Raw genomic sequence first — 24,308 nt, 5'->3', positions numbered from 1 at the left:
GGTGGTCACGCGTATGTGGCATTCGCGGTGGCGCTGCCGTACGAGGACCACCCATGACCCGTCCTGCGCGAGCAGGGCATGCCGGGCCGGTTCGTCTCCCGTGTCCGGCGCGGTCCGGCAATCCTGCCATGTGGATCATCAGCGGCGATTCTCCTTTGCTAGTCGAGAATCTGCGCTCTCCCGTACCAATCTTGCGCACGTTCATAGACTTCCTTTCCGTGCGCTCCTAGCCTTCTTGCGTCCGCTCACCCCACGAGCCCTAAGGACGCACGCCCATGACTTCACCCCCCAACGGCAGACCCCTGCGCCGAGGACTGGCGGCGACCGTGTCGCTGGTGCTGGCCGCGGCCGGCACGCTCGTCGCCGTGGCACTCGCACCCGACGCCGTCGCGGCCGGAGTGCCCGCGCCTTCCCCGGTCGGCATATCCGGCCGCGGCGCGACCGTCCCCTTCAAGGAGCAGGAGGCCGAGTACGCCGCCACCAACGGCACCCTCATCGGACCGGACCGGCTCTACGGCCATCTCCCCTCCGAGGCGTCCGGACGCCAGGCGGTGACACTGGACGCGGCGGGCGAGTACGTCGAGTTCACGCTCAGCGCTCCGGCCAACGCGATGTCGTTCCGCTACTCACTGCCCGACAACTCCGCCGGCACCGGCCGCGACGCGAGTCTCGACCTGAAGGTCAACGGGGCCCAGCTCAAGTCCGTCCCGGTGACCTCCAAGTACGGCTGGTACTACGGCGGTTACCCGTTCAACAACAACCCGGGCGACACCAACCCCCACCACTTCTACGACGAGACCCGCACCCTGCTCGGCTCGACGCTGCCGGCCGGGACCAAGGTGCGCCTGCAGGTGTCGTCCACGAGCGCCTCACCGACGTTCACCATCGACCTCGCGGACTTCGAGCAGGTGGGCGCGCCCATCGGCAAGCCGTCCGGAGCACTGGACGTCGTCGGGGACTTCGGCGCCGACCCGACCGGTGCCGCCGACTCGACCGCCAAGATCCAGGCGGCGGTCGACGCGGGCAAGGCGCAGGGCAGGACCGTCTACATTCCCCAGGGCACCTTCCAGGTGCGCGACCACATCGTCGTCGACCAGGTGACACTGGCCGGTGCAGGCCCCTGGTACAGCGTCCTGACCGGCCGAGACCCGGTCAACCGGGCCAAGGCCGTGGGTGTGTACGGCAAGTACGCGAACCAGGGCGGAAGCAAGAACGTCACGCTCAAGGACTTCGCCATCCTCGGGGACATCCGCGAGCGAGTCGACGACGATCAGGTGAACGCCATCGGCGGCGCGATGTCCAACTCGACCGTCGACAACGTGTGGATGCAGCACACCAAGTGCGGGGCCTGGATGGACGGCCCGATGGACAACTTCACCATCAAGAACAGCCGCATCCTGGACCAGACCGCCGACGGCGTGAACTTCCACATGGGTGTCACCAACTCCACGGTCACCAACACGTTCGTCCGCAACACCGGTGACGACGGCCTGGCCATGTGGGCGGAGAGCGTCCCGAACGTCAAGAACAAGTTCACCTTCAACACGGTGATCCTGCCGATCCTCGCCAACAACATCGTCACGTACGGCGGCAAGGACATCACCATCTCGGACAACGTGATGGCGGACACCATCACCAACGGCGGCGGCCTGCACATCGCCAACCGGTACCCCGGCGTCAACTCCGGTCAGGGCACGGCCGTCTCCGGTACCACCACCGCCGCCCGCAACACCCTGATCCGGGCCGGGAACAACGACTACAACTGGCAGTTCGGGGTCGGCGCGGTCTGGTTCAGCGGCCTCAACGAAGCGCTGGACGCGACGATCAACATCACGGACAGCGAGATCCTCGACAGTTCCTACGCCGCCATCATGAACATCGAGGGCGCGACGAAGGGGCTGCACTTCGAGAACGTCAGGATCGACGGGACGGGCACCTACGCCCTGCAGGTCCAGTCGACGGGCACGGCCTCCTTCACCAACGTCACGGCCACCCACGTCGCCCAGTCCAACCCGATCCACAACTGTGTCGGTCCCGGCTTCGTCATCACCCGCGGCACCGGCAACAGCGGCTGGTACGCGGACCCGCCGGCCTGCACCGGCAACTGGCCGGCCCCGCAGTGGACCAACGGCGGCGTACCCGGCGGAGGCACCACGCCGCCGACCGACCCGCCCACCGATCCTCCGACGGACCCGCCGACGGACCCGACCGTCAACCTCGCCAAGAACCGGCCGGTCACCGAGACGAGCCACACCGACGTCTACCCCGCCACCAAGGCCGTGGACGGCAACGCGGACACGTACTGGGAGAGCGCCAACAACGCCTTCCCGCAGTCCGTCACCGTCGACCTAGGCGCCGCCAAGGCGGTCAAGCGAGTCGTCCTCAAGCTGCCCCCGGCGGCGGCGTGGGCCACACGCACCCAGACGCTGAGCGTCCTCGGCAGCACCGACAACTCCACGTTCAGCACGCTCAAGTCGTCGGCGGCGTACACGTTCAACCCGTCGAGCGGCAACACCGCGACCGTCACCCTGACCGGTACGCCGACCCGCTACCTCCGCGTCACCATCACGGCCAACACCGGCTGGCCCGCGGCACAGTTGTCCGAGCTGGAGGCGTACACGGGCTGACATGCACGTCATGCCCAGTAGTCACTGGCGGTCCCGCTCCGGAAGCCTGACCCGGAGCGGGACCGTCTGTGGCGTCGTGGAGCCGGGTGTCCACCGTGCTCAGTCGGCCGCCCTGACCAAGGTCTCGAAGCCCGAGCCGTCGCAGTAGGACACCGCCCGGCTCTCGGCCCCGGTGTCGCCGCCGACCGCGTCGACGGTGTCGTCGAGGATGCGGGTGGCACCGTCTTCCAGACCCGCCCGGTCAAGCCTCTTCGAGGCATCGATGACCGCGTGCCCCGCCGATGCGGTGCCGTCGGCGTCGGGCGAGTCGACCCCCTGTCCGTCACCGGCGTCTGCGTCGCTGCCTGGTGTGGCGTGCGCCAGGTCCTGCCAGGACCCCAGCTTGGCGCAGTAATCCCGTTGCCACTCCTTGGCCTGCGCCGGATCCTCTGACGAACAACCGCTCACCAGGACTGCGGCGACGGCAAGGACCGCTGCTCGCCGGGCGGTTCGTGTGATCATTCCGGTTCACCTGTTCGGTCACGACAGCACGGGACGGGTGGGGCGACGACGTACGAGTTCGGCGGCGAGGGCGACTTCGGTCCCGGCCAGGCCGACTGAGCTGAACACCGTGATCTGATCGGGGTCGGTGCGGACCGTCACCGCCCCGGCGAGGGCGGCACCGAGGTCGATCATGGCGTCGACGGCGAAGATGTGCGGTTCGGGGTAACCGGCTGCCTGGACCAGGGAGTCGGTGAGGACCACCGAGGCACGGTGGGCCAGGGCGGCGGGCACTTCATGCCGGGAGACGGTCTTGGGGCCGACGGTGTTCACATGCGTTCCCGGAGCGATCCAGTCGGCGTCCAGGACCGGCACCGCACTGTTCGTGGCCACGATCACCACGTCCCGGTCGCGTACGGCGTCCTCGACCGTCCTTGCCGCGCGCGTCCGGACTCCTAGCTCGTCGGCGGTCCTGCGGGCGAACGCCTCGGCACGTCCGGGACGGCGAGCTGCGACCACGACCTCCTCGACCTCCCGTACCGCGAGCATGGCCCAAAGCTGCGTCCACGCCTGCGCACCCGCGCCCACGATGCCGACGCGGACAGGGCCGGGTCCGGCCGCCACCTCCACGGCGACAGCTCCGATGGCGCCGGTCCGCCGCGCGCCGAGTTCCGCACCCTGCACCAGTACGGCCAGCTCGCCGTCCCGGGCAATCCATACGGCCACCAACTGCTCCGCACCGACAAGGGTGTCGTACACCCGGAAGCCGAACATCTCCTGCTCGCGCAGATGCCCGGCTGTGACGACCAGATGTCCGCCGCCAAGATCGGCACGCACACGCGGCGGTGCCTGCAAGGTGCCTTCGTGATGCGCCAGGATCGCCGCCCGCATGGCCCGGACGGCCGTCCCGGCGTCGAGCCGGGCACGGACGTCGTGGTCGTCGAACAGCGGCACAGACACAGCGACACCCCGTTCACCTCGGACGGAAGAAGAGGTCAGTCTGCCAAGGGCGACTCCGCCAGGACCTCCGTCCGCAGGCGTAGGCCGGGTCCGTCTCGCGACCGACGACCCATGACCGAGGCGAGGCCGGGGGACCGGGACCGGAAATTCGGTGTCCTGCAAGGTCCTTGAGGACACAGGATGGTGCGCATGACGTTGGCCACCCCCACGCTGCACACCACTCGCCTGCGACTGCGCCCCTTCACCGACGCCGACGCGGAGCAGCTCTTCGCCCTGCACAGCAACCCCCACGTGATGCGCTACTGGGACTCCCCGCCGTGGGACGACCGGGCCCGCGCCGAACGCTTCATCGACACGTGCCGGAAGATGACGGACGAGGGCTCCGGGGCCCGGACGGCCATCGACCGCGCCGCTGACGGGGCCTTCGTCGGCTGGTGCGGTCTGAGCGGATGGAACCCGGACTACCGCAGCGCGTCGCTGGGGTACATCCTCGACGAAGCGATGTGGGGACACGGCTACGCGACGGAGGCCGCGAACGCGCTGCTGCGGTGGGGGTTCGACGTACTGGACCTGAACCGGGTCCAGGCCGAGACCGACACGCGCAACGTGGAATCCGCCCGGGTCCTGGAGAAGATCGGGTTCCTGCGTGAAGGAACGCTGCGGGAGGACTGCGTCGTGAACGGCGAGGTATCCGACTCGTGGGTGTTCGGATTGATCAGGCGGGAGTGGCGGCCGGCGGCCGTGCCGACTTCAGCCCGCGAGGAGCGGCATTGAGCCGCGGGCTCTGTCAGGCGGACCCGCGAAGTTATTCGGAACGGAGAGCGGCAGCATGAGCGAGGCTGAACCCGACGCCCGGCTCAGGTCGGCGGTTCGCGCCGGGGACGCCGAGGCGGTACGGGATCTGCTGGACAAGGGTGCCGACCCGAACGCGGTGGACGCGAACGGGCTGCCGGTGCTGTGCGTGGCGGTGGCGGCGTACGACGAGCGGGTCGCCGAGGAGCTGACAGCGGGCGGAGCGGACCCCGACCGGGTGCTGCCGGACGGGACCACACCCCTGTGGCACGCCGTCGACGGAGGTTCCCCCGCGGTCTTCTCGGCGGTACTGGGCCCGGAGCCCCGATCGCGACTCCCGCAGGCCGAACGGGAACGTCTGCTCACCTTGGCCCGATGCCGGTACGAGACGGGCACGGCCGAGGAGCTGCGGCGCAGGACGGGCGCGCCGGGGCCCGCCGAGACGGTCCGGGTGCGCGACGACGAGTACGACTGGGTCGATCAGGTCTCGCTCGGCGGCCTCGTCATGCGGGCCGGACACGGAGCCGTCCTGACCTCGCTGGAGGGGGCCTTCCGCATCCCGACCCCCGTCGACGAACTGATCGGCCGCGCGGTCGTGCGGCCGGACGAGGAGCATGTGGACTGGTCCGCGGCCTGCTGGGTCCTCATCCAGCGCCGCAGCTTCGAGACCTGGTCCGCGGTGGTGGCCCAGCGCCGGAGCCCGGACCGGGCACATCGCCTGTTCGTGTCCGGCTACCTGCGGATGCGGGGGCTCTTCGATCCCGACTCCTCCTACGAGGAGGAGGAGCGCGAACTCCTGGCGGCCTGGGCGGCCGAGGAAACGGACGGCGAGATACTCGCGAGGGTGCTCGAGGCCCTCACCGACCGCGACCATCCGGGCCAGGAAGCCGTAGGCCTCCGCCACGCCCGCCATCCCGACCCGCGTGTACGCCGCCAGGTGCCCTACGCCCTCTGCGTGGACCACGTTCCCCGCACGCCCACGGCCAGGGCCGCCCTGCTCACCCTCCTACACGACCCGGACGCCGAGGTGCGGCTCAGCGCGTGCGCGGCGGGCATCCGGGACGGCGACCTCCTGCCGGAGATCACCCGAGCGCTGCTGTCGGTGGCCGAAGCCCCGGACACCGGACCGCGGGCCGTGGCCGCGGCGGCGCTGGCCGGCTCCCCGGACCGTACGCCCGCCGTCGCCGACGCCCTGGCCGCGTTGCTCGGCGACGAAGACCAGCTCGTCCGTCTGGAGGCCGCCTACGGTCTCGCCCTGCGCGACGACCCGCGCACCGCCCGGGCGATCGAACGGGTGGGTCCTCTCGGCACAGGCTTCGAACACGACCACCGGGCCGACGAGTTCTGGCGGTGGAGGCAGCGGAACGGGAACCCGACCGGGGGCTGACGGGGTGGGCCTCTGAGGCTCAGGAGCGCTGAAGGCGTTCGCACTCGCCGCCGAGCTGTCGTCCCGCGACTTCGGCCCGGCCGCCACGGGCACAAGCGCCCTTGCTGGCCTAACGACGTTACTGCGTAAGGGCCTTGGCGCCGACCCTTGGTACCGGCAAGGATCAGGGCTGGAGAACGGGGGGAGTCTCTCCCCTTCCTCGATGGGGGAGTTGCCATGAGTGATGAGCAGGACGCGCTGTCGGAGTTCGCCGAGGCCACGGCCACGAAGTACGGGGTGCCGGGTGCCGCCGTCGGGGTGTGGGTGAACGGCCGGGAGATCTACGGGTGTCACGGCGTGACGAGCGTCGAGAACCCGCTGCCCGTCGATGAGGACACGCTGTTCGTGCTGGGCTCGGTCACGAAGCCCTTCACGGCGACGGCACTGATGCGTCTGGTCGCGGAGGGGCGGGTCGAGCTGGACGCACCGGTGCGCCGGTACGTTCCCGAACTCGCGCTCCCGGACGAGCGGGCCGCGGCGGAGATCACCGTGCTGCAGTTGCTCAACCACACGGCGGGCCTCGACTGGAGGATGAGCGCCTACACCGGCGAGGGGGACGACGCCCTGGCCGCTTACGTGGCGAAGATGTCCGAGGTGGAGCTGATCGCGCCGCCCGGCGCCCGCGCCTCGTACAGCCAGGTGGGGTACAACCTGGCTGGGCGGATCATGGAGAGAGTCACGGGCCGGACCTACGAACAGGCCGTCTCCTCGCTGCTGTTCGAGCCGTTGGGTCTCTCGAACACCTTCTTCGCCGCCGGTGACGTGATGACACGCCGCTTCGCGGTGGGGCACAACGTCGGCGAGGACGGAGCGCCGGCCGTCGCGCGGCAGTGGAAGGACAGCCGCGGCAACAACCCTGGCGGGGGCGGCTCCTCCTCGGTGGCGGACCTGCTGCGATGGGCGCGGTTCCACCTGGGTGACGGCCGTGCACAGGACGGCTCCCGGGTGATGTCCGCCGAGGCCCTGCGGCAGATGCGGGAGCGGACGGTCGAACTGCGGGGCAGCACGCTCGGTGACGCCTTCGGCATCTGCTGGTTCCTGCGCGACGTGGACGGCGTTCGCACCGTCGGTCATGGCGGCTCGGCCAACGGCCAGTTCACCGAGCTGCTGATCGTGCCCGAACGGGACTTCGCGGTCGTCGCGATGTCCAACGCCGGACCGGAGGGCGGCCTCGCCTTCAACCAGGCCGCCGTCCGATGGGCGTTGGAGCATTACCTCGGGGTCGTCGACCGGGACCCGGAGCCGCTCCCGCACGACGAGGAGCGGGGCGTGGAGGTGGCCGGGACCTACGCGAACGACATGATGGCGCTCACGATCGCTGTCGAGGGAGCCGGGCTGACGATCGCCTGCGCGATCAAACCGGAGATCCGCGCGGCGGCGGACACCGAACTGCCCCCGGATCTCCCGCCGGCCGGTCTCGGCCTGCTGCCCGGCGACGCGGACGCGTACATCGTCACGGGCGGTGGCCTTAAGGGGCAGCGAGGCTTCTTCACACGCGACGAGAACGGTGCCATCACCGGCGCCGACCTCGCGGGCCGGCTGTTCCAGCGGGTCTCCCTGGATTCCGTGTGAACGTCGGAGCGCGACCATCCACTGTTCCCCCGCCGGAGGTCCGGGTTTCTGGACCTACGATGGCCCGGTGAAATTCGTGATGGTGCCCGGCGGTTGGCAAGGCGGTTGGGTGTTCGACCCGGTGGCCGACGAGTTGCGCCGAGGCGGTCACCAGGTCGAGACGGTGACGCTGTCGGGGTTGGAGGCGGACGGCCCCGTCGACGCGGACCGTCCGCCGAACCTCGACACCCATATCGACCAGGTGGCAGAGATCGTCGACCGTGGCGGCGGGACGCCCCTCGCGCTGTGCGGCCACAGCTATGGCGGGATGGTGATCGCCGGTGTCGCGGACCGGCTCGGTGACCGCCTCCACCAGCTCGTCTTCATCGACGCCTACGTCCCGGACGACGGGGATTCCTGCTGGTCCCTGACCAGCGACAGATTCCGGGAGGCATTCATTTCCGGCGCCCACGCCGACGGCCGATGGGTCGCGGTCCCCGAGGGGCTCGACCCTCGCGCGCGGCCGCACCCGATGGCGAGCTTCGTCCAGTCGATCAGGCTGAGAGGCAGCCACAGCCCGGCGCTCCGCCGCACGTTCATCAGCGGTGGCGCCTGGGAAGGCAGCCCGTTCGTGCCCCTGACCGAACGGCTGCGCCACGACCCGGGCTGGCGGGTGCACGAGATCCCCGTCGGCCACAACATCGCCCGCCGCGACCCACACAGCCTCGCCGCCGTTCTCGGCGCACTGTCGTCCAACCCCGCCTGACGCACAGCTACTCACACCTCCGCCGTCGCGAGGAGCCGCCCACGACCGGCTACCGGCGATGTCGGTCGCGCTGATCCTCAGTTCAGCCTCCAGTCCGGACTCGGTTGCGTGCCCGAGGGGATGGTGTGTCAGACCACGGCGAGCCTGTCCACCAGTAGTTCCACCCTCGGCTCGGTGTCCTCCGGCGGCAGCCGTCCCGCTCGGGTCAGGGTGGCCAGCCCGTGCAGGGCCGCCCAGAACGTCTCCGTGAACAGTGCCGCGTCGACGCCGTCCCCGGCGACCGCGCCGAGGCTTTCCAGCAACGCGGCGAAGGCGTCCTTGAGGGGCTCCGGGGTGTCCTCCTGCGCGTACGCGAGACCGCCGTCGAGCTGGAAGATGGCGTCGTAGACCGCCGGGTTGCGTGCGGCGAAGTCGAGGTAGGCCCGCGCGAGGGCGGCGACCCGCTCGCGCGGGCCGTCCGCGGCGGCGGTCGCGGCCCGGACCGCCGCGGCCATCTCCACGGCGCCCTGGAGGGCGACGGCGCCGATGATCTCGCGCTTGCCGCGGAAGTGGCTGTAGAGCACGGGCTGGCTGTACTCGATGCGCTCGGCGAGCCGGCGAGTGGTGACCGCGTCCCAGCCCTGCTGCTCGGCGAGTTCGCGCGCCGTCGCCACGATGAGGCGCTCACGGATCGCCCGTTCACGCTCCTTGCGTTCCTGTACCGACATGCCTCGATCCTAGCACCGCTAGACAAGCAAGCATCGGTAGAACTAGCGTTGCCTCATCGGCTATCAACGCTAGATTCCAGGGAGCGACATGCTCAACGCACTCGAGGTGTGCACCACCGTCGTCGTCGGCGTGATGGTGGGGGTGGAGTTCTCCGTCGCCTTCGTCATCAACCGGATCCTCGACGCGCTCCCGGGTGACAGCGGCCAACTCGGCCGTGCGCACGGGGGCCGGATGCTCGGCGCCGTGATGCCGGTCTGGTACATCGGCTCGCTCGTCCTCGTCGCGGCCTGGGCCGTCGCCGGACGGCACCACCCCGGCACCGGCCTCCTCGTCACCGCCGGCCTGTTGCTGATGCTCAGCGTGATCATGTCGATCCTGCTGCTCGTCCCGATCAACGACCGGAGCAAGACGTGGACGCCTGAGAATCGGCCCGCCGACTGGAAGCAGCAGATGAACCGCTGGGACCGCTTCCACTACGTCCGCGTCGCCGTCCTGGTCGCCGCCTTCGCCCTGCTGGTCGCGGCCCTCACCTGAGCCCGCGGTCTCACCCGCCCGGCCGTCAGCCGCGACCGCTCAGCCGGGCGGCCTGAAGCGCAGATCCGCACGGCTGTGGCCCGGTCGGCGCGCATCCAGCGGGGCGACTCGACTCGCCCCGCTGGGACATGGCGAAGCCCTCGCAAGACCTACGACCGCGCCATGCGCTACCGGTTCTCCGAGGCCGTCGACTTCACCGACTCCCGCGTCGACGCCAGCCGTTCAGTACAGCGGAACGATCTCATCGGCGCGGGGCGCGGCGGTGCACCCTCATGCCGGTGGGGTAGCCCGAGGGCTACCCCACCGCCGCCTCTTCGCTTCCCCCGTCCGCCGCGGGGAGGGCGTTGTCGATGAGGACGGCGGCGATGGCGGCGGCGGGGAAGGATTTGTACCCGTACCATCGGCGCACTGGCGATGGCGGGCGGTAACACTGTCGAGGTCATGGGCCGCGATCACCCCAAGGCCGCCGACCTGGCCAAGGCCCTCGGTGGCGGCGCCACGGCGGGGGAGTGGGGCGCCGTACCGGCGGGGGACATCGTCATCGTGGCCCTGTTGTCCGACGGTGTCGTTCCGGCCGTCGTCCACTATGGAGACGCCCTCGCAGGCAAGATCATCGTCGACATCAGCAACCCCTTCAATTCGGCGGCCGACGGTCTGGCCCACCGTGAAGTCACCTCCATCGCGCGGGAAGTCGCCAAGGTGGCCCCGGCCGGTGCCGCCGTGGTGAAGGGATTCAACACCGTCTTCCGTCATGTCCTGGAGAACGGCCGACCCGACATCTTCATCGCCGGCGACGACACGCAGGCCAAGGCGGACGTGGAGGCGTTCATCAAGAGCCTCGGGATGCGCCCGCTGGACGCCGGTGGCCTGGAGATGGCGCACTGGCTGGAAGGAGCAGGTGTACTCACGATGGGGCTCGCCCGGCAGGGGGTGGGCGGCTGGGACTTCTCCCTCGGCGTCACGGAACTATCCGCCTGAGCTGCGCCGAAGGGCTGCTCGCGCTGAAACTTGGAGCTGCTGCACAGCGGTCTCGGCTCGGCCTCAGGCGGGGAGCGCATGGGTGCATGGTGCGGTGGCGGACATGGTCACAGCAACGCCGTGATGCCCTCCCGGTTCTCTGGCAGCCCGGCCGCGCGGAACCACAACACGTTCCCGGCGATGCCGCCCGTCGCTTCGTCGGTGTCCACGAAGGCCCCTAACAGGCTGCGTTGGGCGGGGGTGAGCGGGTGGGTGGGGTCGTAGCCACCGGCAAAGGCTCTGAGCAGGATCGGCCCGCGTTCATGTTCCGTGACCGATGTGCCGTCGGCGGTCACCATGGCGATGGTCACCGGTGCCACCTCCTCGAAGGTCTCGGCCAGGGCGAGTGCGGCGCGCAGCACGGTGAACCTGAACCACCCGTCGAGCCCGGGCAGCGGCTCGGGGAACCAGCCGTCCGTCCGTCGCGGATCCCGCAGGGCGTCGAGGAGGACGGCGAGCGCGCGTGGCCGGTCAGCAGGGGCGGGACGGAGCGCGGCGCACACTCGCACAGCCGGGTCGGAGTCGGCGAGCAGGTCGGAAGTGTCCGTTCCCCACGAGCCGAGCGCCCGCGCCACACTCGCCCGCTCCCTTCGCCCCGCCGCTGGGCCCAGTTGTGCCCGCACCAGCTTGGCGGCCCGCGGTACCCGGTCGGCGAGTTCTGGGGCCGAGAGGAGTGGGACTGCGGCGCCGAGCGCGACCTCGCGGACGTGGGTATCGAGAGAGGAGAGGAACGGCTCGACGGCGTCGTACAGGGTGGGGCGTATCTCCCGGCACGCGTGCAGTGCGGCGCGCTCGTCCGGGTCGTGCTCGCGTCGCCCCTCGTCGTGCCAGGGCGCCCACTGCCAGTCGGTTCGGTCGCGCACCGGATCCTCCCCATGGGCGGCCGACTCGGCGACCTGCCCCAGCCAGGCGAGCAGGCTGCGCGGCGGCCCGTCGTCCCACGGGAAGTGTTCCTCGTGCTCGGCGAGGCCCACCGGGTGGTCGAGGATCGCGGCGACGAACAGTGCGGCGGGCGCGGTGACGGTGTACAGCGACCCCTGGTGCAGCACGCCCATGTCCAATGCGGCCAACGCCTCGGACCGAACCTCGGGATCTTCGTCGACGAGCGGCCGCGTAGAAGCCGGCTTGCTGGAACCGGGCGTGCGCGGACGCCCGGTGATCAGTCGGACGGTGACTCGCCCTGGGCGACCTCGACACCCCGGTGCAGCCAAACGGCTCCGGCCAACGACGAAGCCCCGGCTGCCGTGCACACGAGGGCCATGGCCAGCAGCGCCGGAACCACACGTCGTACGGGCGCGGGGGCGAGCAGCGCCCTGACCCGCGCGGGAACGGGTCCGGTGGCGGCGCCGGGGGCCAGCGCGGGCGTGGTGGCGGTGCCGCGGGCTCGACTCGCGGCCAGTGCCGCACGCCCCACGGCCCGAGCCGTGGTGTCCCGGTCACCGCAGTGCCGCGCGGCGGCTTCGTCGGCCGCCCGCTCGGCGGCGAACGAGACATGGCCGTTGACGCTCGACAGGGCAGGGTGGCACCACCCGGCAAGCTGGGCGGCGGACAGGAAGAGATGGTGTTTCGCGGCGAGGTGGGCCCGCTCGTGCGCGAGCAACGCTTCGCGTTCGACCGGTCCCAGGGCGCGCAACATGCCGGTCGTCACCACGATCCGGTCGGCCCGGCGCAGGGCACCCGGCAGAGCGAAGGCGTCGGGGCGGGGGTCGTCCAGGACGCAGAGTCCTCCGGCATCCGGGAGACCGGCGACGCGGCTGTGGGTGGCGCGTAGGCACACCAGCTCCAGCGCGGCCTTGCGGAGCACTTGGCAAGTGGCCAGTGCGAGACCCCCGGAGGCAAGCGCCGACACGCCCAGGGCCAGCAGCCGGGGCCCCGCGTCGAGCGGCTGGATCAGCTCCGCGAGCGCGGCGGCCGGGGGAAAGGCGAGGGTCAGTGGCAGCAGCAGGACGCCCAGGCTCGCCACGACCCCCGCAGCCAGTGCGAACGTGGCGCAGGTGACCGTCCAGAGGGCGATCTCGGGCCGAACCCGCTCGACGGTGCGCCGGGCCAGTGGCGGCAGCGCCCAGGGCAGGACGAGGGGGACCAGCAGCAGAGTGATCAACGGCCGTCTCCCTCAAGCAGGCGTTTGAGCTCCGCCTCGTCATCGGGGCTGAGTCTTTCGACGAACCTGGCCAGCACCGTGCTGCGATCGTCGTCCTGGTCCAGCTCGCGGTGCATGCGCTGTGCGGTCAGGCCGTGGGCGTCGTCCACCGCGAAGTACAGGAAACCCCGCCGGCCCGGCGTGCGCCCCACCGCCCCCTTCTCATGCAGTCGGGCGAGCAGAGTCGCCACCGTGGTGCGGGCCAGCTCCTGGGGTATCGCCGCTCTCACCTCGGCCGCCGATCGCGGCCGATCCGCCGCGCACAGCGCCGCCAGCACGCTTGCCTCCAGCTCACCGGCGGGCCTGCGCTCGCCCACTGCGTCAGTCATGGGACCTTCCTGTCCGTCCGGTCGTCTACAGTAACGTAGACCGACTACTGCTTTGTAGACGCAAGGGGTCCTGTGCTGCGGCGTCCTGGCAGCGCTCCCGTTCCGTCCGTGTCCGGTATACCCGACAGCCATCACCGAAGGGCCAGCGCCGATGACGCTCGCGCACCAAGCAGCACCCCCGCTCCAACTCGCCGTGAACCTCCTCGACGCGCAGTCGCTGCTCGCCACCTTCGGCACGCTCGGCATCGCCGCGGTCCTCTTCGCCGAGACCGGCCTGCTCATCGGCTTCTTCCTGCCCGGCGATTCGCTGCTGTTCACCGCCGGGCTGCTGTGCGCCTCGGGCTCGGCCGGCGGATCGGGACACCTGTCCCTCGGTTGGGTCCTGGTCGCCGCTGCATCGGGCGCGCTCGTCGGAGCCCAGGTCGGCTACCTGCTCGGCCGCCGGGCCGGCCCGGCACTGCTGAAGCGCACGAGGTCACGCAGGATCAGTGAAGGCGCGGCCAGGGCCGCTGACATCCTCCAGCGGTACGGGCATGCCAAGGCGATCGTGCTGGCCCGCTTCCTGCCGGTCGTACGGACCATGCTGAACCCGCTCGCCGGTGCCCTTGACGTCCCGGCCCGCACCTTCGCCCTCTGGCAGGTACTCGGCGGCCTGCTCTGGACCGTGGGTCTGGTGCTGGCCGGATACGGCCTGGGATCGTCCGTGCCCGACGTCGACCGCTACCTCCTGCCGATCATCGCCGTCATCGTGGTCGTGTCGCTCGTCCCGGTCGGTCTGGAACTCGTACGCTCCCGCCGCTCGCGCGGTGCGAACGGAGGTGCGTGATGCGCACCGTGACCACCGCGCAGGCGTACGACGGCTCGGGCATCGACGGTGGCGCCTACCTCGACGTGGTCGATGCCGCCCACCACGCACCGGCCTGGCTGGACGGCTTCGTCTCGGGCTACTCCACGTACGGCCTCGCCCTGTTCGCCGTCCTGATGCTGATCGGCTGGTGGCAGGCCCGTCACCAGGACCCGGCGCGGGCGGTGAAGGCCCTGGCCGCCCCCGCGCTGACCGTGATCGCCTTCTCCGTCAGCACCGCGCTGAAGCAGGCGGTGCACGAGAACCGGCCGTGCCAGTCCCTGCGTGTGATCACGCTGGAGGCGTGTCCGGCGCCCGGTGACTGGTCGTTCCCCAGTAACCATTCCACTCTGGCCGCGGCGGCCGCGGTCGCCCTGTGCTTCGTCTCGGCCCGTCTGGGAACGGTCGCCGTGATCGGCGCGTTGGCGATGGCGGCCTCCCGCGTGTGGGTCGGGGCCCACTATCCGCACGACATCGTCGCGGGCCTCGCGGTCGGAGCGCTCGTGGCGGCGTCGCTCGCTCTGCTCCTCTTCCGGCACGCCGAAGCCATGGCCGGGCAGCTGGGCCGAGGGCGCCTGCGTCCGCTCGTCGCTCCGTGATTCCCCACGGGCGCCTCCGGCCCCGACCCGCCTCCGGCTCGGCTATGTGAGGACAGGAAGTTCGGTCAGCCCACGGACGAGTCGGGTCCGACGCCACTGCAACTGGGCCGCAGGCACAGCCAGTCGAAGCCGGGGGAAGCGCCGGAGTACCTCCCGCAGGGCGATCTCGGCCTCCGCCTTGGCCAGGGGCGCGCCGACGCAGCGGTGGATGCCGTGACCGAAGCCGAGATGGGCGGCGGCGTCCCGGTCCGAGTCGAGTTCGTCGGGAGCGGGGAAGCGGTCCGGGTCCCGGTTGGCGGCGCCGAGGGAGATGAGGACAGGGGCGCCGGCCGGGATCTCGGTTCCGGCGAGCGTGACCGGTTCGGTGGCGAAGCGGAAGGTGGCTGTGCTGACGGGGGAGTCGAACCGGAGTAGCTCGTCGAGCACGGCCGGGACAGCCTCGGGCTTCTCCCGGAGGCGATCCAGCTCGGCAGGGTGCTGGAGCAGGGCCAGGAGACCGTTGCCCAGGAAGTTGGTCGTGGTCTCGTGCCCGGCGACGAGCAGGAGGACCGCGAGAGAGAGCAGTTCCTCCTCGCTGAGGTGGTCGTCGCCGTCCCGCGCCGAGATGAGGCGGTGGAGCAGCGAGTCGCCGGGCCGCCGACGCTTGTCGGCGATGAGGCCGCCCATGTAGTCGGCCAGCGAGTGGGACGCCGCGTCGATGAGGGCCGGGTTCCCGGAGGCGAACAGTTCTCCGGACCAGCGCCGGACATCGGGTCGGTCAGCTTCCGGCACCCCGAGCAGCTCGCAGATCACGATGACCGGAAGCGGCACCGCGAGGCCGGCGACGAAGTCCACCCGTTCCCCGGTGGGCCACTGGTCCAACAGCGTGTCGGTGACGTCGGCGATGAAGGGACGAAGTTCCGCGACGGCGCCCTTGGTGAACGCTCTGGTCACGAGGTTGCGCAGGCGAGTGTGCCGGGGCGGGTCGCTCGCCAGCATGCTCTGAGCGACAGCGGGGTGCAGGCGGCGACTCGACTCCTTGTCCGCGAAGAAGGCGGCCGTGTCCTTCGAGAGCCGCGCGTCACCGAGCGCCTCGCGGGCCGCGGCATAGCCGGTCACCACGTAGCTGCTCCGTCCGGAGTCGGAGGGTGCGGACTGCACCGGGCACACGGCGCGCATGGCCGCGTAGACGGAGTAGGCGTCGTGTGGGGCGCGGGTGTTCTGATTCGGATCAGTCACGCGGACTCCGGCTGGAGATGATGGGGGCTCGTGACGGGACGGCGGGGCGGGCGCCGGCCTATTGGCCAGCCTGGACAATACCGGCGTAGACGCTCAGGTCAGAGTGGTTGGTCGGCACCTTCCACCGACGGAAGGCGTCCATCCCGTCGGAAGGCCAGCCGGCGTCGCCCTGGTCGGCGACGAAGCGCACGACACGCTGCTGCACGTCGCTCAGGTCACCGAAGGACCGCGGCGGTTCGGCGGGATCGTCCGGGAAGACCAGTCTGAACAGCGTCTGCGCCGTGTAGTACCTGTCGTCGAACGCCTCGACGCCCGTACAGTCGGCCAGGCCGGCCAGCACGGCGTCGACCGCCCGGAGTGTCGTGGCTTCGGGTGTTTCGGCCAGGGCCATCGCCGCGAGGCTCATGTAGGAGCCGCTCAGGAACGACATGGTCCCGGTCTTCTCAGGCGGCCGGGCGACTACCTGCGTCAGCACCTCGACCACGGCCGGGTCGGCAATCCCGAAGCGCGTCAACGCGAAGGCGGAGGCCCAGCGCAGCTCGACGATCGGGCTGTCCAGGTAGCGCCGGATGAAGGGGACGGTCGCCGGGTCGCCGAGCAGGCCGAGGGCGACGACTCCCGTCGCCGCCGCGCCGGGCGAGACTTCATCGGCGATGAAAGCTTTCAAGAGGGGAACCGACGTCGCCGCGGACTCGGGGAACCACGCCAGCAAGTTCGCCGTCCTGGCGCGCAGTTCAGGGCTGTCCGAGGTCAGCAGGACGGCGAGTGCGGGAAGTGCTTCGCGGACGGCGTCGTACGAACGCACCACCGCTTCGGCGTCAATGAGCACTTGCGCGCAGCTCGCCTCGCGCTGCTTGCGCTGCTCGTCGTCCGCCGCTTCGTCGATCCACCGAGCCATGTCGTCGGCTTCGCCGCGTACGTCCGCCAGGGCCGCGCGGTCTTCGCGGGGGTCGTAGCCGTTCGGCAGGTAGTTGTTGTCCAGGCCGATCGCGATGGCGACCAGCAGACCGACGAACCGGTGCCTGTCGACCAGTCTCGGGTCGAGTGCCATCCGCACAAGGAACGGAACGGTGTACTCCGCAGCCTGCGATCGCGTGCCCTGGTGCACGATGTGGTTCGCGAGCTGCGCACTGGGCGGGTACCGGTCCTCCCAGACCCCCGCCTGCAACGCCCGGAGGTGTCCGGGGATGTCGTCGGCCATGCCGTAGGAGTGCTGCAGCTTGGCCCAGGGCACATCGTCCAGGCCGGTGAGAGGGTCGTAGTCCATCACAGCAGCAGATCCTGGCATACCAGGATTCCGTCCCGCGCGGGCCCGTCAAGGAGGATCAGCGTCAGGACGCGGACTGGCCCGCGACCGGGCGATGTTCCTCGGGACCCGCGGTGCGGATCAAGTTGCCGGTCTTCCCCCGGTGTTCATGCACGAGGCGGATTGCCATGGCACCCTCGCCTGCCGCCGAGGCCACCCGCTTGACCGAGCCGCTCCTGACATCGCCGACGGCGAAGACTCCGGGAAGAGTGGTCTCCAGCAGCAACGGGCCTCGGCCGAGCGAGTCCCACCGGGCGGCGTCGGCCGCCGCCTGGGCGTCAGCTCCGGTGAGGACGAAGCCCTTCTCATCCAGGGCCAGCACGCCCCTGAGCCAGTCCGTGCGCGGCCGGGCCCCGATGAACACGAACAGCGCCACGGCCCGCACCTCCCTGCGCTCACCGGTTGCGTTGTCCTCCACGATCAGCGATTCCAGTCTCTCCTCCCCGAAGACGCCCCGGACTTCGGTGTGAAGCAGCACCTCGATGTTCGGGTGCCGTTCCACCTGATCAACCAGGTAACGCGACATGTCCGCGTTGAGGTCACCGCCCCGGACGAGGAGGTGGACCCGGGACGCGTGGTCGGAGAGGAACAGCGCCGCCTGCCCGGCGGAGTTCCCACCGCCGACCACGGCGACCGGATCCGCCGTGCAGAGACTCGCCTCGTGGACGGTCGCCGCGTAGTACACGCTGACGCCCTCAAGACGGTCGATGCCGGGCACGTCGAGCCTGCGGTACCGCACACCCGACGCGAGCACCACGGCGCCCGCCCGGGTCTGGGACCCGTCCGTGAAGGTGACGACGTACTCGTCCTCCTGCGCTGTGAGCCCGCTGACCTGGGCCGGCACCATCAGGCGAGCCCCGAACTTGTGGGCCTGGAGCACCGCGCGTTCGATCAGCTCGCCCCCGGAGATGCCCGAGGGGAAGCCGAGGTAGTTCTCGATACGGGACGAGGTCCCGGCCTGACCTCCGGTGGCCACGGCGTCGACGGCGACCGTGGTGAGGCCGTCGGAGGCGCCGTACACGGCGGCGGCGAGTCCCGCGGGGCCCGCACCCACCACCATCACCTCGCACCGCCCCGCCTCCGGCTCCGGGGCCGGCAGCCCGATGCATCGGGCGAGTTCGGCGTTGCTCGGATTGCGCAGCACCCTCTCGCCCTTCAAGACGACCACCGGAGTCTCCTCGGGACTGATCGCGAACCGGCGCAGCAGCGCCTCCGCCTCCTTGTCCTTCTCCAGATCCACCCAGCGGTGGGGCAGCCGGTTACGCGCGGCGAACTCACGCAGCCGCAGTGTGTCCCGCGAGTAGCACGAGCCGAGGATCCGGAAGCCGGCCCCGAGGCCGATGAGCAGATACCTGCGGCCCAGGTAGGCACGGAGGATCAGATCGCCGAGGACGGGGTCTCGGGCGACGAGAGCGCGTTGCCGCTCCACCGGTACGGCCAGGATCTCGCCCGCCTCGCGCACCACGGCGGTCTCGAACGCCGCCTGGCCCTCCAGCAACCCGAGTTCCCCCAGGAACCTGCCGGGTCCGTGCACCGCCACCGTGCGCTCCTCCGGGCCACCGTGATCCTCGAGGACCGCGACGGTCCCGTCCAGGATCACGAGGAACTCCCGGAACGGCTCGCCCTCGCGGTACAGCACCTCGCCCGCGGTGGTCGTGCGGCGCTCACCGTGCGCGGCCAGGTCCTGGAGCTGCTCCGGTGTCAGGCGCGGAAACGCCCCGTATCGGTCCGGTGTCTCGCGGACCGCGCCATCGTCGTACTCGGCGGTGCTCATCAGACCAGCGCCTCGTGGACGAAGCACCAGCGCCAGTCCTCTCCCGGTTCGAAGGACTGCACGACGGGGTGGTCGTCACTGCCCGCGTGCCGCCTCGCGTGTCTCATGGGCGAGGAGTCGCAGCAGCCGACGTGCCCGCAGGTGAGGCAGAGCCGCAGATGCACCCACGGGGACCCCTCCATGAGGCACTCCTCGCAGCCGCGCGGGGTACGCGGCGTCACTGGACGCACCATCGCCAGGTGCGGGTCGGGAATCGTGACCATGAGGTTTCTCCCTTCTAGGGTGTGCTCGACTGCACTCCTGTGGCTGGTCGGCGGTCCGGGGGGCCGCCGAGGGTCACGGCAGTACGGAGACCAGCGAGCGCGGCAGACTGGATTTGAGGTGGTCCCACTCACCGTCGCTGACATGGCGTTCCAGAACCTCCAGCACGGTGTGCACGACTCGTTCGATGCCGCCGTCGACCGCGTGGGGAAAGTCGTCCCGGACACGCTGGAGGAATTCCTCGCCGCTCAGCTTCACCGGTGTATCGGACGGCTTCCATCCGTCGTAGTAGATGCCGCGGACCAGGGTCGGGAGCTGGGCCCCGAAGTGCGCGGCCCCGTCGACGGGGAGCCGGTCGCGTAGCCGGTGCAGGACGGCACGCAGCACGGCGTACGACTGCTTGCGGCGCTCTCCGGGCCAGCCGTTGGCCTCCTCGATGTCCTTGAGGAGCCGGTTGGCCTTGTCCACCATTGTATCGAAGGAGGTGAAACCCGCTTCGGTCATCTCATGGTCCCTTTCACTCTCGGTGTCCGGACGTGACGGGGCTTGACGCTCTCGGCCGGGGAGGCTCGTGGTCAGCCTCGCTCCGGGGTTCGCCCGCCGGCCAGCGCCTGCTCGACCCACGCGCGCAGCACGTGCGCGGGTGCCGCGCCGGCCTGTCGGGCGACCGTCTCGCCGTGGTTCAGGACGAGCAGGGTCGGCACCGCCTGTACCTCGAACCGCCGGCCGAGCCGCGGGTTCTTGTCGATGTCGACCTTGACGAGCTTGATGCGTCCGGCGAGTTCGCGGGCGACCTGTTCGAGGGCGGGGCTGACCGTGCGGCAGGGGCCGCACCAGGTGGCCCAGAGGTCGACGACGACGGGCTGGGTGGCGTCGTCGGCGATCCCGGCGAAGTCGTCGTCGCCCGCGTCGACGATCCAGGGGAGGGGTTGCTTGCAGTGGCCGCATCTGGGGCTTCCCTCGGCGACCACGGGGATCCGGTTGACGCGCCCGCAGTTCGGACAGGTCACCGTCGTCGTCCGGGTGGAGTTCACGCCGCCCTCGTTTCCCGGGCCCCCTCCTGCTGGTCATAGGTGACCACCAGTTCTCCGTGCAGGGCGTCGACACGGACCGTCGCACCGTCCTGGACATCACCTCGCAGCAGGGCGCGGCCGACCATCGTCTCGACCTCGTGGGAGATGTAGCGGCGCAGCGGCCGTGCGCCGTAGACGGGGTCGTAGCCCAGGTGTGCGATCAACTTCCTTGCCTCTTCGGTTAGTTCGAGGCTGATGCGGCGTTCGGCGAGCCGCTGCCGCAGTTCGTCGAACTGCAGCTCCACGATCCGCTCGATCTGCCGCTCGCCGAGCGGTTTGAACAGGACGATGTCGTCGACGCGGTTGAGGAACTCCGGGCGGAAGTGCCCGCGCAACTCGCCCATGACCAGGGCGCGGGCGTCGGGCTTGATCTCACCCTCGGCGGTGGCGCCGTCGAGGAGGTGCTCGGAGCCGATGTTGGACGTCATGATGATCACGGTGTTGCGGAAGTCGACGGTGCGGCCCTGGGCATCGGTGATGCGGCCGTCGTCGAGGATCTGCAGCAGGGTGTTGAAGACATCGGTGTGCGCCTTCTCGATCTCGTCGAACAGCACGACCGAGTACGGCTTGCGGCGTACGGCCTCGGTGAGCTGGCCGCCTTCCTCGTAGCCGACGTATCCGGGTGGTGCGCCCATGAGCCGGCTGACGGTGTGCCGCTCCTGGTACTCACTCATGTCGAGGCGCACCATGTTCTCCTCGGAGTCGAACAGGGTCCGGGCGACGGTCTTGGCCAGCTCGGTCTTCCCGACGCCGGTGGGGCCGAGGAAGATGAACGAGCCGATGGGGCGGCGCGGGTCACGGATGCCGGAGCGGGCGCGGATGATGGCGTCGGTGACGAGCTGGACGGCTTCGTCCTGGCCGATGACGCGCTCGCGCAGGATCTCGTCGAGGCGCAGCAGTTTCTCGCGTTCGCCCTCCTGGAGGCGGGCGACGGGGATGCCGGTCCACGCGGCGACGATCTCGGCGATCTCCTCCTCGGTGACGACCTCGCGCAGCAGCCGGTTCTCCCCTTGTTTGGCGGCCAGTTGCTCCTCCTCGGCCTTCAGCCGGCGCTCCAGGTCCTGGAGGCGGCCGTAACGGAGTTCGGCGGCGCGGTTGAGGTCATAGGCGCGTTCGGCCTCCTCCGCCTCGGTGCGGACCCGCTCCAGTTCCTGGCGCAGTTCCTGCACGCGCCTGATCGCCTGCCGTTCGGCCTCCCACTGGGCGCGTTTGGCGTCGGCCTCACCGCGCAGGTCGGCCAGTTCCCTGCGCAGTTCCTCCAGGCGGGTTCTGCTGGCGGGGTCGGTCTCCTTGGACAGGGCCGCTTCCTCGATCTCCAGGCGGGTGACGCGGCGGGTGATCTCGTCGAGTTCGGCGGGCATCGAGTCGATCTCGGTACGCAGCCGGGCGCACGCTTCGTCGACGAGGTCGATGGCCTTGTCGGGCAGGAATCGATCGGTGATGTAGCGGTGGCTGAGGGTGGCCGCGGAGACGAGCGCGGTGTCCTGGATCTTCACGCCGTGGAAGACCTCGAGGCGTTCACGCAGCCCGCGCAGGATGGAGATGGTGTCCTCCACGCTCGGCTCGTCGACCTGTACCTGCTGGAAGCGGCGTTCGAGGGCGGCGTCCTTCTCGATGTGCTTGCGGTACTCGTCCAGGGTGGTCGCGCCGATCATGTGCAGTTCACCGCGAGCGAGCATCGGCTTGAGCATGTTTCCCGCGTCCATGGCGCCTTCGGCGGCGCCCGCGCCGACGACCGTGTGCAACTCGTCGACGAAGAGCAGGATGCGCCCTTCGGCGGCCTTGACCTCGCTGAGTACGGCCTTGAGGCGTTCCTCGAACTCACCGCGGTACTTGGCGCCGGCGACCAGGGAACCCATGTCGAGGGCGAACACCGTCTTGTCGCGCAGGCCCTCGGGGACGTCGCCGCGAACGATGCGCTGGGCGAGGCCCTCGACGATGGCGGTCTTGCCGACGCCGGGGTCACCGATGAGGACGGGGTTGTTCTTGGTCTTGCGGCTGAGGATCTGGGTGACGCGGCGGATCTCCGCGTCACGGCCGATGACCGGGTCCAGCCGCCCGGACCGAGCCTCGAGGACCAGGTCGCGGCCGTACTTCTCCAGAGCCTCGTAGGCCACTTCGGGGTTGGCGGAGGTGACGCGCTGGTTGCCGCGGACCTGGGTGAGCACGCTGAGGAACGACTCCCGGGTCACGCCGTGCTCCTTGAGCAGGCGTCCACCGGCGGTCGCGGAGCCCTCCTCGGCCAGGGCGAGCAGGAGGTGCTCCACGGACACGTACTCGTCCTTGAGGCGTTTGGCCTCCCGCTCGGCCGCGTCGAGCAGGCGGGACAGCCGCTGGGTGACGAAGACCTGCCCGGGTGCCGCGCCGGGGCCGGTGACCTTCGGGCGGCGGGAGAGTTCCTCGCGCACGGCCGCGCGCAGTTCCTTCGGCTCGGTTCCGGCCTGTCGCAGCAACCGCGGGATCAGACCGTCCTCCTGATCGAGAAGTGCGAGCAGCAGGTGTTCCCCGTCGACCTCGGTGTGCCCCATGCGGACGGCCGCGCTCTGGGCTTCCTGGAGGGCTTCCTGGGACTTCTGGGTGAGACGGTTCATGTCCATGGGGGTGTTTCACTCCTCATGCCGCGGCCGCGCAGGGCGGCTTCGAGCAGGCTGATGCGGTCGAGCAGGTCGAGCACCAGGCCGATGGATGCGTAGTTGAGGCAGAGCCCGGTGCGCAGCCGCTGGACGCGGGCAAGGAGCGCGGGGGCCGTGGGGGCGAACACCAGGTGCCCGGCGGCGTCGCGTTCGGCGTCGACCAGGCCGAGGGCGACGAACCGGCGGATGAGATCGGGGTGGAGGCCCGAGCGGCGGGCCACGGTGGCCAAGGAGAGCCTCGGGACGGGCACGAGCGCGTACCGGACGGCCGCCGGGCCGGGGTGGGCGATGCCTGCCGCTCCCGTGGGTCGGTCGTTCATCACGTCCTCCTGGGGTCGAAGGAAGAGGTGGCGGCGAGCTCCTCGAACAGTTCGCGCTCGCGGTCGCCGAGCGTGGGCGGCACCACGATGCGCAGTTCGGCGTACAGGTCGCCGTTCTCGCCGCGCGGGTTCGGCATGCCCTCGCCGCGCAGTCGCAGCCTCCGGCCGCTGGACGAACCCGCGGGCACCGTGACCTTGGCCGTGCCACCGCCGGGGGTGGGCACCGGCACGGTCGCGCCCAGGGCCGCCTCCCACGGGGTGACGGGGACCTGGACGTGCACGTCGCGGCCGTCCAGCCGGAACCTGGGGTGGGGCTGGATCCGTACCCGTAGATAGAGGTCGCCCCCTGGGGCGTCACCGCTGCCACGGCCGCCCTCACCCGCCAGGCGGATGCGCTGCCCGTCGGTGACGCCCGCTGGGACGTCGACCTCGTACCGCCGCGGCTGCCCGGTGGGACCGGCGAGCGTGACGGTGCGACGGCCGCCTCGGTACGCCTCCTCGACGGTGAGCGGCAGTTCGGCCTCCTGGTCCGCTCCGGGGACGCCCCCTCGGGCGGCACCGGCGCCGAACATGGAGCCGAGCAGGTCCTCGATGTCGATGCCCTCCGCTCCGAAGTCGTCGCCGAAGCCGGTGTACCGGACGCGTGGGCCGCCCGCGCCGGCGGTCCGCCGGGCGCGGAACCCGCCGCCCGCTCCGGCCGCGACCCGTTCGTCGTAGTCCTCGGGGATCTGGCGGAAGTCGTCGCCGAAGCGGTCGTAACGGGCCCGTGTCCTGGGATCCGACAGGACGCTGTATGCCTCGTTGAGGACCTTGAAGCGTTCCTCCGCGTCCGGGTCCTTGTTGACGTCGGGATGGAACTTGCGGGCGAGCTTGCGATAGGCCTGCTGGATCTCGTCCTGGCTCGCGCTCCGCGACACGCCCAGCACCTCGTACAAGTCCCGTGCCATGAC

The 24,308-nt window shown here is 70.5% G+C and carries 24 protein-coding genes; 9 read left to right on the top strand and 15 right to left on the bottom strand.

Annotated features, from left to right (window positions below; all coding sequences use genetic code 11):
* The first annotated feature begins 275 nt into the window (after positions 1-275).
* The gene (locus tag HEK131_RS17245; RefSeq protein WP_244335984.1) at positions 276-2,627 is read left to right on the top strand and encodes a discoidin domain-containing protein; all 2,352 of its coding nucleotides are present in this window, start codon (positions 276-278) and stop codon (positions 2,625-2,627) included.
* 99 nt (positions 2,628-2,726) lie between these two features.
* Here the strand turns inward: HEK131_RS17245 and HEK131_RS17240 are convergent, their stop codons facing one another.
* On the bottom strand, positions 2,727-3,128 hold the full coding sequence (locus HEK131_RS17240; RefSeq protein ID WP_244335983.1) for a hypothetical protein: 402 nt from the start codon (positions 3,126-3,128) through the stop codon (positions 2,727-2,729).
* An 18-nt stretch (positions 3,129-3,146) separates the two neighbouring features.
* Entirely contained in the window at positions 3,147-4,067 is a 921-nt protein-coding gene (locus HEK131_RS17235; protein ID WP_244335982.1) for an ornithine cyclodeaminase family protein, read from the bottom strand.
* Between the two features lie 189 nt (positions 4,068-4,256).
* Between HEK131_RS17235 and HEK131_RS17230 the strand changes: the two genes are divergently transcribed.
* The 4 genes from HEK131_RS17230 to HEK131_RS17215 all read left to right on the top strand — a co-directional run bounded on the left by HEK131_RS17230 (position 4,257) and on the right by HEK131_RS17215 (position 8,602).
* Positions 4,257-4,841, top strand: coding sequence for a GNAT family N-acetyltransferase (locus HEK131_RS17230; RefSeq protein WP_244335981.1), 585 nt, complete (start codon positions 4,257-4,259; stop codon positions 4,839-4,841).
* 55 nt (positions 4,842-4,896) lie between these two features.
* Positions 4,897-6,246: an ankyrin repeat domain-containing protein gene (locus tag HEK131_RS17225; RefSeq protein WP_244335980.1), complete on the top strand. Its 1,350-nt coding sequence runs from the start codon at positions 4,897-4,899 to the stop codon at positions 6,244-6,246.
* Positions 6,247-6,462: 216 nt separating this feature from the next.
* Entirely contained in the window at positions 6,463-7,857 is a 1,395-nt protein-coding gene (locus HEK131_RS17220; RefSeq protein ID WP_244335979.1) for a serine hydrolase domain-containing protein, read from the top strand.
* Positions 7,858-7,924: 67 nt separating this feature from the next.
* Positions 7,925-8,602, top strand: a complete 678-nt coding sequence (locus HEK131_RS17215) for an alpha/beta fold hydrolase (protein ID WP_244335978.1) — start codon at positions 7,925-7,927, stop codon at positions 8,600-8,602.
* A 128-nt stretch (positions 8,603-8,730) separates the two neighbouring features.
* Here HEK131_RS17215 and HEK131_RS17210 read toward each other — a convergent pair whose 3' ends face one another.
* On the bottom strand, positions 8,731-9,309 hold the full coding sequence (locus HEK131_RS17210; RefSeq protein ID WP_244335977.1) for a TetR/AcrR family transcriptional regulator: 579 nt from the start codon (positions 9,307-9,309) through the stop codon (positions 8,731-8,733).
* An 88-nt stretch (positions 9,310-9,397) separates the two neighbouring features.
* Between HEK131_RS17210 and HEK131_RS17205 the strand changes: the two genes are divergently transcribed.
* Positions 9,398-9,844, top strand: coding sequence for a DUF1772 domain-containing protein (locus HEK131_RS17205; protein WP_244335976.1), 447 nt, complete (start codon positions 9,398-9,400; stop codon positions 9,842-9,844).
* Positions 9,845-10,228: 384 nt separating this feature from the next.
* Complete coding sequence (locus HEK131_RS17200; protein ID WP_432215705.1) at positions 10,229-10,822, top strand: NADPH-dependent F420 reductase; 594 nt, start codon at positions 10,229-10,231, stop codon at positions 10,820-10,822.
* 107 nt (positions 10,823-10,929) lie between these two features.
* Here HEK131_RS17200 and HEK131_RS17195 read toward each other — a convergent pair whose 3' ends face one another.
* The 3 genes from HEK131_RS17195 to HEK131_RS17185 form a co-directional block, all read right to left on the bottom strand.
* Positions 10,930-11,931, bottom strand: a complete 1,002-nt coding sequence (locus HEK131_RS17195; RefSeq protein ID WP_244335974.1) for a hypothetical protein — start codon at positions 11,929-11,931, stop codon at positions 10,930-10,932.
* 89 nt (positions 11,932-12,020) lie between these two features.
* Complete coding sequence (locus HEK131_RS17190; RefSeq protein ID WP_244335973.1) at positions 12,021-12,962, bottom strand: M48 family metalloprotease; 942 nt, start codon at positions 12,960-12,962, stop codon at positions 12,021-12,023.
* On the bottom strand, positions 12,959-13,330 hold the full coding sequence (locus HEK131_RS17185) for a BlaI/MecI/CopY family transcriptional regulator (protein ID WP_244335972.1): 372 nt from the start codon (positions 13,328-13,330) through the stop codon (positions 12,959-12,961). Before HEK131_RS17185 ends, HEK131_RS17190 begins: the two co-directional genes overlap by 4 nt.
* A gap of 151 nt (positions 13,331-13,481) precedes the next feature.
* Here HEK131_RS17185 and HEK131_RS17180 point away from each other — a divergent pair, with 151 nt between their 5' ends.
* Together HEK131_RS17180 and HEK131_RS17175 are read left to right on the top strand one after the other, a co-directional pair.
* The gene (locus HEK131_RS17180; protein ID WP_244335971.1) at positions 13,482-14,156 is read left to right on the top strand and encodes a DedA family protein; all 675 of its coding nucleotides are present in this window, start codon (positions 13,482-13,484) and stop codon (positions 14,154-14,156) included.
* On the top strand, positions 14,156-14,773 hold the full coding sequence (locus tag HEK131_RS17175) for a phosphatase PAP2 family protein (RefSeq protein ID WP_244335970.1): 618 nt from the start codon (positions 14,156-14,158) through the stop codon (positions 14,771-14,773). Before HEK131_RS17180 ends, HEK131_RS17175 begins: the two co-directional genes overlap by 1 nt.
* A 42-nt stretch (positions 14,774-14,815) precedes the next feature.
* On the opposite strand, the gene HEK131_RS17170 is transcribed toward HEK131_RS17175, so the two are convergent.
* The 9 genes from HEK131_RS17170 to HEK131_RS17130 form a co-directional block, all read right to left on the bottom strand.
* Complete coding sequence (locus tag HEK131_RS17170; RefSeq protein WP_244452051.1) at positions 14,816-15,931, bottom strand: cytochrome P450 family protein; 1,116 nt, start codon at positions 15,929-15,931, stop codon at positions 14,816-14,818.
* A gap of 118 nt (positions 15,932-16,049) precedes the next feature.
* The gene (locus HEK131_RS17165; protein ID WP_244335969.1) at positions 16,050-17,261 is read right to left on the bottom strand and encodes a HEAT repeat domain-containing protein; all 1,212 of its coding nucleotides are present in this window, start codon (positions 17,259-17,261) and stop codon (positions 16,050-16,052) included.
* A 61-nt stretch (positions 17,262-17,322) separates the two neighbouring features.
* Positions 17,323-19,071: an FAD-dependent oxidoreductase gene (locus HEK131_RS17160; protein ID WP_244335968.1), complete on the bottom strand. Its 1,749-nt coding sequence runs from the start codon at positions 19,069-19,071 to the stop codon at positions 17,323-17,325.
* On the bottom strand, positions 19,071-19,334 hold the full coding sequence (locus tag HEK131_RS17155) for a UBP-type zinc finger domain-containing protein (protein WP_244335967.1): 264 nt from the start codon (positions 19,332-19,334) through the stop codon (positions 19,071-19,073). Before HEK131_RS17155 ends, HEK131_RS17160 begins: the two co-directional genes overlap by 1 nt.
* A gap of 73 nt (positions 19,335-19,407) precedes the next feature.
* Positions 19,408-19,836 (bottom strand): DUF2267 domain-containing protein, encoded by a 429-nt coding sequence (locus HEK131_RS17150; protein ID WP_244335966.1) that lies wholly within the window; start codon positions 19,834-19,836, stop codon positions 19,408-19,410.
* A 71-nt stretch (positions 19,837-19,907) separates the two neighbouring features.
* Positions 19,908-20,366 carry a thioredoxin gene (gene trxA / locus HEK131_RS17145; protein ID WP_244335965.1) on the bottom strand — a complete coding sequence of 153 codons (459 nt, stop codon included), beginning with the start codon at positions 20,364-20,366 and terminating at the stop codon, positions 19,908-19,910.
* Positions 20,363-23,002, bottom strand: a complete 2,640-nt coding sequence (clpB, locus tag HEK131_RS17140) for an ATP-dependent chaperone ClpB (protein WP_244335964.1) — start codon at positions 23,000-23,002, stop codon at positions 20,363-20,365. The genes trxA and clpB overlap by 4 nt, the downstream gene beginning before the upstream one ends.
* Positions 22,993-23,358: a chaperone modulator CbpM gene (locus tag HEK131_RS17135; protein WP_244335963.1), complete on the bottom strand. Its 366-nt coding sequence runs from the start codon at positions 23,356-23,358 to the stop codon at positions 22,993-22,995. Before HEK131_RS17135 ends, clpB begins: the two co-directional genes overlap by 10 nt.
* Positions 23,358-24,305, bottom strand: a complete 948-nt coding sequence (locus tag HEK131_RS17130; RefSeq protein ID WP_244335962.1) for a DnaJ C-terminal domain-containing protein — start codon at positions 24,303-24,305, stop codon at positions 23,358-23,360. Before HEK131_RS17130 ends, HEK131_RS17135 begins: the two co-directional genes overlap by 1 nt.
* Between the last annotated feature and the right edge of the window lie 3 nt (positions 24,306-24,308).

Origin of the sequence: Streptomyces seoulensis, from assembly GCF_022846655.1 — a bacterium.
Taxonomy (GTDB): domain Bacteria; phylum Actinomycetota; class Actinomycetes; order Streptomycetales; family Streptomycetaceae; genus Streptomyces.
Note: the sequence above shows the minus strand (reverse complement) of the source record. Positions and strands in the feature narration are given on the sequence as shown.

Bases quoted from the DNA above. Each gene is read 5' to 3' on its own strand.
- HEK131_RS17220 (WP_244335979.1), top strand. From the start codon at position 6,463: ATGAGTGATGAGCAGGACGCGCTGTCGGAGTTCGCCGAGGCCACGGCC.
- HEK131_RS17180 (WP_244335971.1), top strand. From the start codon at position 13,482: ATGACGCTCGCGCACCAAGCAGCACCCCCGCTCCAACTCGCCGTGAAC.
- HEK131_RS17225 (WP_244335980.1), top strand. From the start codon at position 4,897: ATGAGCGAGGCTGAACCCGACGCCCGGCTCAGGTCGGCGGTTCGCGCC.
- HEK131_RS17210 (WP_244335977.1), bottom strand. From the start codon at position 9,309: ATGTCGGTACAGGAACGCAAGGAGCGTGAACGGGCGATCCGTGAGCGC.
- HEK131_RS17160 (WP_244335968.1), bottom strand. From the start codon at position 19,071: ATGAGCACCGCCGAGTACGACGATGGCGCGGTCCGCGAGACACCGGAC.
- HEK131_RS17230 (WP_244335981.1), top strand. From the start codon at position 4,257: ATGACGTTGGCCACCCCCACGCTGCACACCACTCGCCTGCGACTGCGC.
- HEK131_RS17205 (WP_244335976.1), top strand. From the start codon at position 9,398: ATGCTCAACGCACTCGAGGTGTGCACCACCGTCGTCGTCGGCGTGATG.
- HEK131_RS17130 (WP_244335962.1), bottom strand. From the start codon at position 24,305: ATGGCACGGGACTTGTACGAGGTGCTGGGCGTGTCGCGGAGCGCGAGC.
- HEK131_RS17135 (WP_244335963.1), bottom strand. From the start codon at position 23,358: ATGAACGACCGACCCACGGGAGCGGCAGGCATCGCCCACCCCGGCCCG.
- HEK131_RS17150 (WP_244335966.1), bottom strand. From the start codon at position 19,836: ATGACCGAAGCGGGTTTCACCTCCTTCGATACAATGGTGGACAAGGCC.
- HEK131_RS17245 (WP_244335984.1), top strand. From the start codon at position 276: ATGACTTCACCCCCCAACGGCAGACCCCTGCGCCGAGGACTGGCGGCG.
- clpB (WP_244335964.1), bottom strand. From the start codon at position 23,002: ATGGACATGAACCGTCTCACCCAGAAGTCCCAGGAAGCCCTCCAGGAA.
- HEK131_RS17170 (WP_244452051.1), bottom strand. From the start codon at position 15,931: ATGCGCGCCGTGTGCCCGGTGCAGTCCGCACCCTCCGACTCCGGACGG.
- HEK131_RS17240 (WP_244335983.1), bottom strand. From the start codon at position 3,128: ATGATCACACGAACCGCCCGGCGAGCAGCGGTCCTTGCCGTCGCCGCA.
- HEK131_RS17155 (WP_244335967.1), bottom strand. From the start codon at position 19,334: ATGGTCACGATTCCCGACCCGCACCTGGCGATGGTGCGTCCAGTGACG.
- HEK131_RS17175 (WP_244335970.1), top strand. From the start codon at position 14,156: ATGCGCACCGTGACCACCGCGCAGGCGTACGACGGCTCGGGCATCGAC.
- HEK131_RS17185 (WP_244335972.1), bottom strand. From the start codon at position 13,330: ATGACTGACGCAGTGGGCGAGCGCAGGCCCGCCGGTGAGCTGGAGGCA.